Raw genomic sequence first — 13427 nt, 5'->3', positions numbered from 1 at the left:
GGAGGCGCTGGAGCTGCTGTCGGACGCGCAGAAACCCGGGATGTCGCGGCCGTATGAGGCCAGTCTGTCGGAGGTGTACGCCGCGTACATCAATTTCGAATCGGTGGCGTTGTCGGCCCGGCACTACCAGACCTCGTTCATTCCCGGTCTGTTGCAGACCGAGCAGTACGCCATGGCCGTGATCGATACGTGCATGCCGAAACTGGAGGCATCGGATCTGGAACGGCGCGCCCGCGCCCGGATGGACCGGGCAGCGGTGCTGGCCAAGGACGAGCCGTTGGAACTGTGGGTGGTGCTCGACGAGGCCGCGATCCGCCGGATCGTCGGTGGCCCCGAGGTCATGAGCGGTCAGCTGCGCCGGCTGGGCGAGGCGACCAAACGCAAGAACGTGATCCTGCAGATCCTGCCCTTCGACGCGGGCGCGCACCCGGGCATGGCCGGGTCCTTCACAATTCTCGACTTCCCCGACCCCACCGATCCCGAACTGGTCTACGTCGAGGGAATCTCCGGAGACGCCCTCGTCGAAGGGCATACCGAGATCCGGCGATTCGGTGTCATGTTCGACCAGTTGCGGGCGATGGCTCTGAGCCCCCGCGATTCCGCGGTGATGATCGCCGAAGCGGCCGCGACGGTCGAAGCCCTGGCCTGACTTGTGAACAGCCCGTGAACGAGGAGTCCGGGCCACACCGAGTGGGTATCCAGATCGGAACTGTCCGATTCAGGGCTCGCGCGGCCACTGCGGAGATGAGGGGTTCTCTTGGCAGACGTCACCGACCGGAGCGATCCGACGCAGCAACCCGAGTTGAAACGGGTCATGGGCCCGTGGCTGCTGTTGCTGTTCATCGTCGGCGATATTCTCGGTACCGGTATCTACGCGCTCACCGGCCGGGTGGCAGGGGAGGTCGGCGGGGCGGTGTGGATCCCGTTCCTGGTCGCCTTCGGGGTCGCGCTGATCACCGGTCTGAGCTATCTGGAACTGGTCACCAAATATCCCCAGGCCGCCGGCGCCGCGCTCTACACCCACAAAGCGTTCGGCATCCATTTCCTCACCTTCATGGTGACGTTCGCGGTGATGAGTTCCGGTATCACCTCCGCCGCCACCGCGGCCAAGGCCTTCGCGGCGAATTTCGCCGAAGCCTTCGAGTTCGACGGCAAGGGGCCCCTGCTCACCGTGATCGCACTGGCCTTCATGGCGGCGGTCGCCGCGATCAACCTGCGCGGCGTGGGCGAGAGCGTCAAGGCCAATGTCCTGCTCACCTGTGTGGAGCTGTCCGGCCTGCTGATCGTGGTGTGCATCGGACTGTGGGCGCTGGGGTTCGGTAACGGCGACTTCGGCCGCATCGTCGAATTCGATACCGGTGATCGCACCGCGTTCGGCGGTGTCATCGCGGCGACGACACTGGCCTTCTACGCCATGGTCGGTTTCGAGGATTCGGTGAACATGGCCGAGGAGACCAAGGAGCCGAACCGGATCTTTCCCCGGATCCTGATCACCGGGTTGCTGATCACCGGGGCGATCTATGTGGTGGTGTCGATCACGGCGGTGGCGCTGGTCCCCCCGGACGAACTCTCCGAGGGCGACACCCCGCTGCTGCAGGTTGTGAAGATCGGCGCCCCCGGGTTCCCCACTCAGATATTCGCTTTCATCACCATGTTCGCGGTGGCCAATTCGGCCCTCATCAATATGCTGATGGCCAGTCGGCTGCTCTATGGCATGGCCAAGCACAAGGTGATCCCCCGGGTGCTGGGCCGAGTCGACCGGAGCCGGCGTACCCCGTACGTCGCGATCCTTTTCACCACCCTGCTGGCCTTCGGCCTGCTCGCCTTCGTCGACCAGGTGCCGGAGCTGGGGGGCACCACCGCGCTGTTGCTGCTCGTGGTGTTCACCATCGTCAACGTCGCGGTTCTCGTACTCCGGCGCGACCGAGTGGCTCATGTTCACTTCCGCACCCCGACACCGCTGCCGGTCCTCGGCGCGGTGTGCTGCGCCTATCTGGCCACACCGTTCACCGACCGCAATCCGCAGCAGTACGCCATCGCCGGGGTCCTGCTGGTGGTCGGCGTCGTGCTCTGGGCGTTCACCGCGCTGTGGAACAAACAGCACAATGTCCGTCCGGTGGGTCCGGGGGTCGATATCTGACCACCTGCCGAGTCTTCCGCCCAGGTCGCCGGTTTCCCAGTGGTGCGCGGCGATTCGCGGAAGTGACGAGTCGACGCGCGATCGGTAACGTATTCGCCGATGACAAGCATGGACGCCAGGTTCGGCGATGCGGCTGGGTCGGTGCCCCTGCCCAGCCCGTGGGACCTCAACGCCTACCTCGCCGAGGTGGCCGCGCACCGGAAGCGGCCGATCTCGTTACAGCCGGCCCACCGGTCGGCGCTGGCCGATCTCGGATGCAACGGCAACGGCCTCTGGATCGCCCGTAAGAACGACGACATCATCGTCTACGACGCATCGGCCTCCGGCCGCAACGCCGACCACATCGTGCTGCACGCGATCGGCCATATGTTGCTGGGGCACGGCGGCCCGGGTGCCGAGGACCCCGATACCACCCGCATCTCGCTGGGGGCGCTCAACGCCTCACTGCTCGACGCTCTCGCCACGATCGCCCCCGGATCGATCACGCAGATCCTGGGCCGCGACGATTTCGGCCCCGATCGGGAACGCGAGGCCGGAGTCTTCGCCGAGATGACCATGGTCTACGCGGCGCTGCCCCGGCGGCGCACCCGCTCCTTCTGGCCGTTCGGGCGCCGTCGCAGCAAATAGCGGCAGATCCGGCGCGTGGGCACGTCGGGTACTGCGGGCGTCCACCGGGGGCTACGCTTGTGGGCCGTGGCCGAACCGCAGACACCCGCCCCGCATCCCGCTATCGCTCCGCTGGCCGGTTTGCTCGGCACCTGGCGTGGTCGCGGCCAGGGCGACTATCCGACGATCGAACCCTTCGGTTATGTGGAGGAGATCACCTTCGGGCATCTCGGCCGGCCGTTCCTGACCTACCGGCAGCGCACCCGGCACGCCGAGGACAACCGTCCGCTCCATGTGGAGACCGGATATCTGCGCTACCCCGCCCCCGACCGGGTGGAGCTCATTCTCGCCCATCCCACCGGGATCACCGAGATCTGCGAGGGAGAACTCACCCGCGGCGACGACGAACTCCGCCTGGAACTCGAGTCGACCGCGATCGGTCTGAGCAGCACGGCCAAGTCGGTGACAGCCCTCGGCCGAACTGTCCACATGCGCGGAGGCGTCATCGACTACACCCTGCGGATGGGTGCCGTCGGCCTGCCATTACAGGATCACCTCGCGGCCCGTCTACACAAAATCTGAATGGAACATAACGGGTGAGTCACGGAAATCGTGATCCGGGTCACGATTTGCTCGCCATCGATTCAATCCAGCTCTCCGTCTTGTCTCGCCGGGTGTTCCCCCATAGGTTGGCCAGAGCAGCAAATCACCAGATAACTCTTCCGCAGAGCCCGGTCGCCAGCAGCAATCCGAGCTCGCTGTCTGTCGAACCTCTGAATCGGAGGGAGCCGGAAATGAAGCGTTCCGCCGTTGCTTTCATCACCGCGGGGTTGATCCTGGGGGGTGCCGGGGTCGTCGAGATCCTGGGAACCGATACCGCTTCGTCCGCACCGGTCACCGACCGGACCGTATCGGTCGTCGCGCCCGCCCGGGTCAGCGATTCGACGACCACCGATACCCACATCACCGATATCGGTCACCGTTATGCGACCGCATCGGAAACCGGGTCCGCCGGAGGGTGACGGTCTCGGGCCAGGCGGTCGTGGTGCCGGCGATGATACCGATCGTCACGATCGGTATCAGTAGCCCGGGGGCAGCGCCGCCAGCATATCCCGGGTCACCGCGACCGCGTTATCCGAGCTTCCGCCTCTGACCAGCAGCGTCGCGAAGGCGATATCGCCCCGGTAGCCGACGAACCAGGAATGCGAACCTCCCTCCACTTCCGCTTCGCCGGTCTTACCGAAGACCTCCCCCTGATCGGCGATCCGTTCCGCGGTGCCCGCCACGACCACCTGCCGCATCATCGCCCGCAACCCGCGCACCACCTCCGGGGCGAGGGCCGGTCGCGGACCGTCGACCACGGTCTCCCGTCCCGTGATCAAGTACGGAGTCGGCGCCGCCCCGGAGGCGACGGCAGCGGCCATGAGGGCCATACCGAAGGGGCTCACCACCACCCGCCCCTGACCGATCCCGTCCTCGGTGCGCTGGGTGCGGTCGTCGGTCGCGGGCACCGATCCGGAGAAAGTCGCCAGGCCCGCCACCGTGTAGTCCGGGCCGATACCGAAGGCCGCCGCGCTGTCGGTGAGAGCGGAATCCGGCAACTCACTGGCCAATCGGGCGAAGGAGGTATTGCAGGAACGCGCGTAAGCGGTCGTCATGGGCACGTCACCGACGGAGAACCCGTTGTAATTGGGGATCATCCGCTCGCCGATCGTCACCGCGCTGGGACAGGAGACCACGGTATCGGGTGTCGCGATACCTTCACCCATCGCGGCGGCCGCGGTCACCGTCTTGAACACCGACCCCGGCGGGTACTGGCCGATGGTGGCCACCGGACCGTCCCGGTCGGCGGCCGCGTTCTGCGCGACCGCGAGAATGCCGCCGGTCGAGGGATCGATCACCACCATCATGGTCTGTTCCCGGCGCCCGTCGACCGCGCGCTGCGCCGCGTTCTGGATGCGGCGGTCCACACTCAGCGCGAAGGACGGCGCGGGTTGCGGCGCCACCTCGTGCAGCACTCCGGTCTCGGCGCCGCCGGCATTGCGGGCCACCACTCGCCAGCCCGACCGGCCGTCGACGTCGTCGATCACCGCCTGCCGGACCTGGGCCATCAAATCGGGGGCGAAATTCCGGTCGGTGGGCGCCATATCCCACTCCTGGGTCACGCGCACGCCCGGGAGCCCGATCAGCTGGGGGCCGGCCCGGCCGAACTCGACCTCGTTGAGCACGATCACCGTGTACACCCCGTCGGCGGCGCGCGCGGAATCCAGAATCCGTTCCGGGGTGAGCCGCTCGTCGATATCGGTCAGTGCCCGGGACAGCGCCGTCGCCACCCGCTGCGGGTCGGCGCTGTCGGCGACATCGAAGGTCACCCGCGAGACGGTGCCCGGAACGAGGACATCGCTACCGGACTGTTCGTTGACCCGGGCCCGCGGCGCGGACCGTATCGACAACGCCATGGTCTGGGTATCGCCGAGGCGTGGATGCACGGCCACGCCGCTCCAGCGCACCGTCCAGGCGCCGCCGGTGCGCACCATCGGTAACTGCCCCGAATAGGTCCAGGTACGGCCGCCGGGCAGCCGCCATTCGTAGGTGTAGTCGACCGTGGCGGTATCACCGGTGATGCGGGCGGCGCCGGTGTCGGCGTGCAGTTCTTCGGCGCCCAATTCCTCCCACGCCGAAGTCAATGCGGCGAAAGCTTTTTCGGGACGGGTAGTCCGATCGGCGGCCGCCTCGATATCACGCGCGGTGAACGCACCGAGAAAACCGTCCGCGGCGGTGATCGGCCCGGCGGAGCCCGCCGCACAACCGGTCACGGCGAACGCGAGCGCCGCGACCGCGATCACGAGTACCGATCGGATCGTCATCGGAGCCGATGGTAGGCGACCGGAGCCGGTGATCACCTGCGGCACACCGGATCCGAACGGGATCAGTCGAGCAGGACCGTGGCGAAGGTGGCGATCTGCCGGAACCCGACCGCCCGATAGGCTCGCCGGGCCACCTCGTTGTAGTCGTTGACGTACAGGCTGGCGGTGCGGCCCGAAGCGACGACCGAGTTGGCCACGGCCGCCGTACCCGCCGTACCCAGGCCCCGCCCCCGGTGTTCCGGATGCACCCAGACGCCCTGGATCTGCCCGGTGCGCCGGGACTGCGCACCCACCTCCGCCTTGAACACAACCTCGCCGTCGGCGAATCGCGCCCAGGCCCGGCCGGCCTCGATCAGCCCGGCCACGCGACGGCGATAGCCGCGGCCCCCGTCGCCGGCCCGTGGATCGATCCCGACCTCTTCGATGAACATCGCGATCGCCGCCGCGAGATACCGGTCGAGCTCTTCGGGACGTACCTGGCGCACCTGTGGGTCGGCGGCCGCCAAGGCGGTATCGGTGAGCGCCAGCAGCGGCTGCGCGCCGCGGACCTCACGTTCGGGACCCCAGTGGTCGGCGAGCATCTCCCACAGCGGCAGGGCGAGTTCCCGCCGGCCGACCACCGACGAGCACATCCGGGGCCACCGGATCGCCCGGTCGGCGAAGGCGCGCAGCGCCTCGCGGCCGCCGCGCAGCGGGATGAGATTCACCCCGGAGAAGCACAGTGACTCCGACGGGCCGCCGTGACTCCACAGCTCGCCCTGGCCGCACCGGTTGTCCAGACCGTATTCCTGTAACCGGGCGGCGACCATGCAGGTGGCCACCGGATCATCGTCGAGGACCCGGAGTACCTGGGCAAGGTCCCGCTTGGCGAGCTGGCGCGCGGGAACGTATTTCGCGCGCCGGGTCGGCTCCACCAGACTCCGCACCTACAACAGCCTGCCATGAACCGCACCGGGACGGTACGAATATCGGGAATGCGTCCGCGTGGCGCGGACATCGCCCGCCGGCTCGCCGGGGCGGCGAGCCGGTGGCGCGGGGTACTCAGCCCACGCTGACGACCGGCTGACCGGTCTCGGCGTCCTCACCCATCTCCTCGGCGATCCGCATGGCCTCTTCGATGAGGGTTTCCACGATCTGCGCCTCGGGCACCGTTTTCACGACTTCACCCTTGACGAAGATCTGGCCCTTGCCGTTCCCGGAGGCGACACCGAGATCGGCCTCCCGGGCCTCGCCCGGACCGTTCACGACACAGCCCATGACCGCGACCCGCAGCGGTACCTCCAGGCCGTCCAGACCGGCGGTGACCTCGTCGGCCAGGGTGTACACATCGACCTGGGCACGACCGCAGGAAGGGCAGGACACGATCTCGAGTTTGCGGGGCCGCAGATTCAGCGACTGCAGGATCTGCCCGCCGACCTTCACTTCCTCGGCCGGCGGCGCGGACAGCGAGACCCGGATGGTGTCCCCGATCCCCTCGCTCAGCAGCGCGCCGAACGCGACCGCGGACTTCACCGTGCCCTGGAAAGCCGGGCCCGCCTCGGTGACCCCGAGGTGCAGCGGGTAGTCGCACTGCGCCGCCAGCTGCCGGTACGCCTCGACCATCACCACGGGATCGTTGTGCTTGACCGAGATCTTGATATCGCCGAACCCGTGCTCTTCGAACAGGCTCGCCTCCCACAGCGCCGACTCCACCAGCGCTTCCGGGGTGGCCTTGCCGTATTTGGCCAGCATCCGCTTGTCGAGGGAACCGGCGTTCACCCCGATCCGGATCGGGATACCGGCGGCACCGGCCGCCTTGGCGACCTCCGCGACCCGCCCGTCGAACTCTTTGATGTTGCCGGGGTTCACCCGCACCGCCGCGCAGCCCGCATCGATGGCGGCGAAGATGTAGCGCGGCTGGAAGTGGATATCGGCGATCACCGGGATCTGCGATTTCTTCGCGATGATGGGCAGGGCGTCGGCATCCTCCTGCCGCGGGCACGCCACCCGCACGATATCGCAGCCGGACGCGGTGAGCTCCGCGATCTGCTGCAATGTCGCGTTCACATCGTGGGTTTTGGTCGTCGTCATCGACTGCACCGAGATCGGGTGGTCGCTGCCCACACCGACACCGCCCACCATGAGCTGGCGGGTCCTGCGCCGCGGTGCGAGCACCGCGGCCGGTGCGGTCGGCATCCCCAATCCGATTGTGCTGGTCACTTTCGGCTGCCTACTTTCGTACTGGTCCGGCCGGTCGGTGCCGAGTGTAGTCGCGCGGCGACCGGGGGCCGCCGAGACATCGACAACAGTGGCGAGGCGGCACCGGCATGTCACCGGCACGTCACCTCGCCGTAGCCCGCGGCACCTCGCGCCGGAGAGCAGCCTTGGCGAAAACGCCGGTTACCGGGGCTTGCGGCGCAGCAGGATGTCGCGGATCACCAGGGCCGCCAGGGCGGCGGCGAATCCGATGAGGTAGAGATCCTCGACCTTGCCGTGGTGATTGCCCTTCAGCATGCCCAGCAGGATGACGATCACCACGATCGCGGCCACCTGGAACGTCCGGCGGGATTCCCCGCTCCAGCCCCAGGCCGCCGACGGAACCTCTGCGGGGTCCACCTTGGTGACGACAGCTTTGTCGCTGGTGGGTTCGACTTCCGTGGCGGCCACGATCGCTCCTCCTCGAGAGAACGGATACTGCCCGATATCGTGGCATACGACCGCCCGTCGTAGCCAGCAGGGTCACAGTCGGTGACAATGGGCAGGTGTCAGATCTCCGCAGAGTCCTCCTGCTCGGCAGCACCGGTTCCATCGGCACCCAGGCGCTTGAGGTGATCGCCGCGAATCCGGACAGATTCGAAGTCGTCGGCCTGGCCGCGGGTGGCGCGAACACCGAACTGCTCGCCGCGCAGATGGCCGCCACCGGCACGACCGCCGTGGCGGTGGCCGACCCGGTCGCGGGGGCGGCACTGGGGGTCCCGTTGACCGGCCCGGGCGCGGTGACCGAACTGGTCCGGCGCACCGAGGCCGACGTGGTACTCAACGCGCTGGTGGGATCACTGGGCCTGGAGCCGACGCTGGCCGCCCTGGAAACCGGAGCGACACTGGCGCTGGCGAACAAGGAATCATTGGTGGCGGGCGGCTCGCTGGTCACCCGGGCCGCGCGGCCGGGGCAGCTGGTGCCGGTCGATTCGGAGCATTCGGCGCTGGCCCAGTGCCTGCGCGGCGGGCGGGCCGACGAGGTCGCCACGCTGGTGCTGACCGCGTCCGGTGGACCGTTCCGCGGCTGGACCACCGAGATGCTGGACGGGGTGAACCCCGCCGAGGCGAAAACCCATCCGACCTGGTCCATGGGCCCGATGAACACCTTGAACTCGGCCTCCCTGGTCAACAAGGGCCTGGAACTGATCGAAACGCATCTGCTGTTCGGTATCCCCTATGACCGCATCGAGGTCACCGTGCATCCGCAATCGATCGTGCACTCCATGGTCACCTTCACCGACGGCTCCACCCTCGCCCAGGCCAGCCCGCCCGATATGAAGTTGCCGATCGCTCTGGCGCTGGGCTGGCCGGACCGCGTGCCCGGGGCCGCCACGCCGTGTGATTTCGGCACGGCCGCCACCTGGACCTTCGAGCCCGTGGACAACGAGGTGTTCCCAGCCGTGGAACTGGCCCGGGAAGCCGGTACCGCCGGCGGCTGTGTCACCGCCGTGTACAACGCCGCCAACGAAGTCGCGGTGCAGGCCTTCCTGGACGGCCGGATCCGCTTCCCGGAGATCGTACGCACCGTGGAGCAGGCGGTACGCGACGCCGACAGGTGGCGCGCCGAACCCACCGAACTCGCCGAGGTACTCGCGGCCGACGAGTGGGCACGCGACCGGGCCCGTACCCTCGTACAGCGGTAATCGATGTCGCGCAGGGTCGAGGCACCGCATGCGGGCGGTTACTGTGGACACGTGCTCGCGGCCGCTCCGGTCTCCGTGCGGGCCGGGAGTAATGATCTGCGCACCGCAGGAGGGCTGTAGACCACATGCTGTTCGTGTTGGGGTTCGTGCTGTTCGCCCTCGGCATCACGATTTCGATCGCGCTGCACGAATGCGGACATATGTGGACCGCTCAGGCCACCGGTATGAAGGTGCGCCGGTATTTCATCGGCTTCGGCCCGAAAATATTCTCCTTCCGGCGCGGGGAAACCGAATACGGCGTCAAATGGCTGCCGCTCGGCGGATTCTGCGATATCGCCGGAATGACCGCGCTCGACGAACTGGAACCCGAAGAGGTCGACCGGGCCATGTACCGGCAGGCCACCTGGAAACGCCTCGTGGTGATGTCCGGCGGTATCGGGATGAATTTCCTGCTCGGCTTCCTGCTGATCGTCGTGCTGGCGGTCGGCTGGGGTCTGCCGAACCTCAACCAGCCGCCGGAGACCACGATCGGCGATATGAGCTGCGTCGCGCCGCAGAACCCCGACCGCACCCTCGGCACCTGTGCCGGCCCCGGCCCCGCCCAGCGCGCCGGCCTCCAGCGCGGCGATGTGGTCACCGCGATCAACGGCGAGAGCGTGGACACCTGGGAGGAGTTCCAAACCCGCACCCAGCAGCAGAACGGACCGTTCACCTACACCGTCGACCGCGACGGGCAGACGCTGACCCTCGAGGTCGTCCCGGAGCAGGCCATGCGCTACCCCCGGGACGGCGGCCCCGGCCGCGAGGTGAGTGTCGTCGGTGTCGGCCAGGAGTTCCTGGAACCGGTCCAGTACAGCGTCCTCGGCGCGATTCCCGCCTCGGCCGCTTTCACCGGCGAGATGTTCATCCGCACCTTCCAGTCGCTGGCGCAGATGCCGGCCAAGGTCGCGTCGTTGTGGGACGCCGTCACCGGAGGCGAGCGCGACCGGGAGACCCCGGTCAGTGTGTACGGCGCCAGCAAGATCGGTGGCGAAACCGCCGAACGCGGTTACTGGAACGCCTTCATCCTCATCCTGGCCAGCCTGAACTTCTTCCTGGGCGCGTTCAATATCCTGCCGCTGCTACCGCTGGACGGTGGCCATATCGCGGTGGTGCTCTACGAGAAGATCCGCAACACCATCCGCGGTTGGAAGGGACTGGCCCCCGGCGCCCCGGTGGACTACCTGAAATTGCTCCCGCTCACCTATGTCGCGGTCGTCGTCGGCGGCGCCTACATGCTGCTCACCCTCGCTGCCGACATCATCAATCCCATCCAGCTCTTTCCCTGATCGCGCCGCGGAATCATTTCGACCGTTCGGAGGTGGTGAAGACCCGCACATATCTGCGGGCCACTTCCTAAGGCGCTGTGGTGTCCTTGCCCTCGATGACATCCACAACGTATTCGGCGATCGCGAGCGAGGAGGTCGCCGCGGGTGACGGGGCATTGCGAACAGCTGTGACCGGGCCGAGTCGATCGATCCGGAAATCGTCGACGAGACTGCCATCGGCATCGAGGGCCTGGGCACGGACCCCGGTGCCACCCCGCACCACATCCGCGGCACCTATGGCCGGAATGTAGCGCCGCGCCCTGCGCATGTACGCCGAGACCGACAACGACCCGTACATCTCCTCGACCCCGGTGCGCCAGTGCTGCCGCGCCATCCGGCGGAACCCTGGCCACCGCACGGTTTCCGTGAGGTCGCGCACCGAGAAGTCCCGGCGCCGATAGCCTTCCCGGGCGAAAGCGAGCACCGCGTTGGGGCCGACCTCCACGGTCCCGGAGACCCGCCGGGTGAAATGCACCCCCAGAAACGGATACCGCGGATCCGGTACCGGATACACCAGTCCGCGCACCATATCCGCCTTCGCGGCAACCACATTCATATATTCACCCCGGAACGGCACGATCCGCGGGCCGGGGTCGGCGCCCGCCAGTCCGGCCACCGTATCGGCGTGCAACCCCGCACAGACGACCACCCGGTCCGCGCGCAGCACCTCGTCACCCGTCGTGATGTCGATTCCCGTTGCCGCCGCCGGGGCGATCCCGGTCACCGCGCACGACAACCGCACCTCACCACCGCGTTCCACCAGATCCGCGGCGAAGGATTCCGCGATCCGGCGGAAATCGGTGATGGCGGTCCGCGGCGAATACAGTGCCGCGATCCCCTCGGCGAACGGCTCTATCTCGCCGATCTCCGCTCGGTCCACCCGTCTCAACCCGGGGACGGCGTTATCGCCGGCGCGAGCATGCAGGGCCTCGAGCCGGGGCATTTCGTCGTCGTCCACCGCTACGACGAGTTTGCCGCATTCGTCGTAGGGAAGGCTCCGTTCGGCGCAGTACTCGCGCAGCAGGGACCGCCCCCGCGCGCACAGCACCGCCTTCAAACTTCCGGGCTGATAGTAGATCCCGGCGTGTACCACCCCGGAGTTGTGGCCGGTCTGGTGTGCCGCGACGCGGTCTTCCTTCTCCAGCACCACGATTCGGTCGTCCGGGCGCCGACGGGCGAGTTCCCGCCCGATCGCCAGTCCCACGATCCCGGCCCCGACGATCGCGACGACCCGCTCACCCATGTATCGGTTCCTCACATCGCGTTCGGCTGCACCCGGTCCGCTTCCGGCACATATGGCTTCTCCAGCGCACCCCAGGGGGCACTCGTGCAGGCATCATTTCAGGTCGGGAGATATCGGGCCACCGAGAGGCGCCGCCGCCGGACCGCCCTACGGCGAAGCGCTCCCGTGCGCGGAACTCAGCCCTCCGCAGCCAGCTGGCCACAGGCCGCGGCGATTTCCTGACCACGGGTATCGCGGACCGTGCACGGCACCCCCTGGGCCTCGACCCGGCGCACGAACTCCCGCTCCACCGGCTTGGGGCTGGCGTCCCATTTGCTACCGGGGGTGGGATTCAGCGGAATGACATTGACGTGCACCCGGGAGCCCAGCGCCTTGTGCAGCTTCTGGCCCAGCATGTCCGCGCGCCACGGCTGGTCGTTGATATCCCGGATCAGCGCGTACTCGATGGATACCCGCCGGCCGGATTTGTCCGCGTAATAGCGGGCGGCGTCGAGCACCTCCGACACCGGCCAGCGGTTGTTCACCGGAACAAGGGTGTCGCGCAGTTCGTCGTCGGGGGTGTGCAGGGATACCGCGAGCGTCACCGAGAGATCCTCGTCGGCGAGTTTGCGGATCGCGGGAGCCAGCCCGACCGTCGACACCACCACATTGCGCTGAGAGATACCGAGACCGTCGGGGGCGGGCGAGGTGATGCGGCGTACCGCGTTCACCACCCGCTTGTAGTTCGCCAGCGGCTCGCCCATTCCCATGAACACGATATTCGACAGGCGCCCGGGACCACCGGAGACAGCGCCATCCCGCAGATCGGCCGCCGCGGCGCGGACCTGGTCGACGATTTCGGCGGTCGAAAGGTTCCGGTTCAGGCCGCCCTGCCCTGTCGCGCAGAAGGGGCAGGCCATACCGCAGCCGGCCTGACTGGAGATGCACAGCGTGGCCCGGTCGGGATAGCGCATGAGCACGCTTTCCAGCAGGGTCCCGTCCCCGGCTCGCCACAGCGTCTTCCGGGTCTCCCCGGCATCACAGGCGATCTGCCGAATCGGAGTGAGAAGCGGTGGGAACAACGCCTCCGCCACCTTCTCCCGGACCGCGGCCGGTAGATCGGTCATCTCCGCCGGATCGGCCTGCAACCGCCCGTAGTACTGGCGCGCGAGCTGGTCGGCGCGGAATTTCGGCAGGCCCAGCTCGGCCATCGCGGCACGGCGGCCGTCGGCGTCGAGGTCGGCCAGATGTCGCGGTGGCATACCGCGGCGCGGTGCGTCGAAAACCAGGGGCAAAGAGGCGGTCATAGTCCTACCAGTGTGTCATCTCGGTGAATGTGACCCG

General features: G+C 67.8%; 13 protein-coding genes. 7 read left to right on the top strand and 6 right to left on the bottom strand.

Annotated features, from left to right (window positions below):
• The 5 genes from NS4_RS12585 to NS4_RS12565 all read left to right on the top strand — a co-directional run.
• Positions 1 to 649: DUF5753 domain-containing protein (locus tag NS4_RS12585; RefSeq protein ID WP_063059675.1), on the top strand; the 649-nt coding region annotated here is incomplete at its 5' end.
• A gap of 165 nt (positions 650 to 814) precedes the next feature.
• The gene (locus NS4_RS12580) at positions 815 to 2140 is read left to right on the top strand and encodes an APC family permease (RefSeq protein WP_084487156.1); all 1326 of its coding nucleotides are present in this window, start codon (positions 815 to 817) and stop codon (positions 2138 to 2140) included.
• Positions 2141 to 2239: 99 nt separating this feature from the next.
• Complete coding sequence (locus NS4_RS12575; protein ID WP_245665319.1) at positions 2240 to 2767, top strand: hypothetical protein; 528 nt, start codon at positions 2240 to 2242, stop codon at positions 2765 to 2767.
• Positions 2768 to 2833: 66 nt separating this feature from the next.
• Positions 2834 to 3328, top strand: a complete 495-nt coding sequence (locus tag NS4_RS12570) for a peroxynitrite isomerase (protein WP_063059672.1) — start codon at positions 2834 to 2836, stop codon at positions 3326 to 3328.
• Between the two features lie 212 nt (positions 3329 to 3540).
• The gene (locus NS4_RS12565) at positions 3541 to 3768 is read left to right on the top strand and encodes a hypothetical protein (RefSeq protein ID WP_063059671.1); all 228 of its coding nucleotides are present in this window, start codon (positions 3541 to 3543) and stop codon (positions 3766 to 3768) included.
• Positions 3769 to 3825: 57 nt separating this feature from the next.
• Here the strand turns inward: NS4_RS12565 and NS4_RS12560 are convergent, their stop codons facing one another.
• The 4 genes from NS4_RS12560 to NS4_RS12545 all read right to left on the bottom strand — a co-directional run bounded on the left by NS4_RS12560 (position 3826) and on the right by NS4_RS12545 (position 8259).
• Entirely contained in the window at positions 3826 to 5613 is a 1788-nt protein-coding gene (locus NS4_RS12560; protein ID WP_063059715.1) for a penicillin-binding transpeptidase domain-containing protein, read from the bottom strand.
• Between the two features lie 62 nt (positions 5614 to 5675).
• Positions 5676 to 6539: a GNAT family N-acetyltransferase gene (locus NS4_RS12555; protein ID WP_084487155.1), complete on the bottom strand. Its 864-nt coding sequence runs from the start codon at positions 6537 to 6539 to the stop codon at positions 5676 to 5678.
• Between the two features lie 115 nt (positions 6540 to 6654).
• The gene (gene ispG / locus NS4_RS12550; RefSeq protein WP_084487154.1) at positions 6655 to 7812 is read right to left on the bottom strand and encodes a flavodoxin-dependent (E)-4-hydroxy-3-methylbut-2-enyl-diphosphate synthase; all 1158 of its coding nucleotides are present in this window, start codon (positions 7810 to 7812) and stop codon (positions 6655 to 6657) included.
• 180 nt (positions 7813 to 7992) lie between these two features.
• Positions 7993 to 8259: a DUF2631 domain-containing protein gene (locus tag NS4_RS12545; protein WP_063059669.1), complete on the bottom strand. Its 267-nt coding sequence runs from the start codon at positions 8257 to 8259 to the stop codon at positions 7993 to 7995.
• Positions 8260 to 8354: 95 nt separating this feature from the next.
• Between NS4_RS12545 and dxr the strand changes: the two genes are divergently transcribed.
• Both dxr and NS4_RS12535 read left to right on the top strand, forming a co-directional pair.
• Positions 8355 to 9494, top strand: coding sequence for a 1-deoxy-D-xylulose-5-phosphate reductoisomerase (dxr, locus tag NS4_RS12540; protein WP_063059668.1), 1140 nt, complete (start codon positions 8355 to 8357; stop codon positions 9492 to 9494).
• Between the two features lie 125 nt (positions 9495 to 9619).
• Positions 9620 to 10822 (top strand): M50 family metallopeptidase, encoded by a 1203-nt coding sequence (locus NS4_RS12535; RefSeq protein ID WP_063059667.1) that lies wholly within the window; start codon positions 9620 to 9622, stop codon positions 10820 to 10822.
• A gap of 67 nt (positions 10823 to 10889) precedes the next feature.
• Here NS4_RS12535 and lhgD read toward each other — a convergent pair whose 3' ends face one another.
• Both lhgD and rlmN read right to left on the bottom strand, forming a co-directional pair.
• A complete protein-coding gene (lhgD, locus tag NS4_RS12530; RefSeq protein ID WP_063059666.1) occupies positions 10890 to 12104 on the bottom strand; it encodes an L-2-hydroxyglutarate dehydrogenase in 1215 nt (404 codons plus the stop codon).
• Between the two features lie 176 nt (positions 12105 to 12280).
• The gene (rlmN, locus tag NS4_RS12525) at positions 12281 to 13390 is read right to left on the bottom strand and encodes a dual-specificity RNA methyltransferase RlmN (RefSeq protein WP_063059665.1); all 1110 of its coding nucleotides are present in this window, start codon (positions 13388 to 13390) and stop codon (positions 12281 to 12283) included.
• Between the last annotated feature and the right edge of the window lie 37 nt (positions 13391 to 13427).

The sequence above is a fragment of the Nocardia sienata NBRC 100364 genome (assembly GCF_001613205.1).
GTDB lineage: Bacteria > Actinomycetota > Actinomycetes > Mycobacteriales > Mycobacteriaceae > Nocardia > Nocardia sienata.
Note: the sequence above shows the minus strand (reverse complement) of the source record. Positions and strands in the feature narration are given on the sequence as shown.

Excerpts from the sequence above, each read along its gene's own strand:
- NS4_RS12580 (WP_084487156.1), top strand. The coding sequence starts at position 815 with ATGGGCCCGTGGCTGCTGTTGCTGTTCATCGTCGGCGATATTCTCGGT.
- NS4_RS12575 (WP_245665319.1), top strand. The coding sequence starts at position 2,240 with ATGACAAGCATGGACGCCAGGTTCGGCGATGCGGCTGGGTCGGTGCCC.
- NS4_RS12565 (WP_063059671.1), top strand. The coding sequence starts at position 3,541 with ATGAAGCGTTCCGCCGTTGCTTTCATCACCGCGGGGTTGATCCTGGGG.
- NS4_RS12560 (WP_063059715.1), bottom strand. The coding sequence starts at position 5,613 with ATGACGATCCGATCGGTACTCGTGATCGCGGTCGCGGCGCTCGCGTTC.
- NS4_RS12535 (WP_063059667.1), top strand. The coding sequence starts at position 9,620 with ATGCTGTTCGTGTTGGGGTTCGTGCTGTTCGCCCTCGGCATCACGATT.
- lhgD (WP_063059666.1), bottom strand. The coding sequence starts at position 12,104 with ATGGGTGAGCGGGTCGTCGCGATCGTCGGGGCCGGGATCGTGGGACTG.
- rlmN (WP_063059665.1), bottom strand. The coding sequence starts at position 13,390 with ATGACCGCCTCTTTGCCCCTGGTTTTCGACGCACCGCGCCGCGGTATG.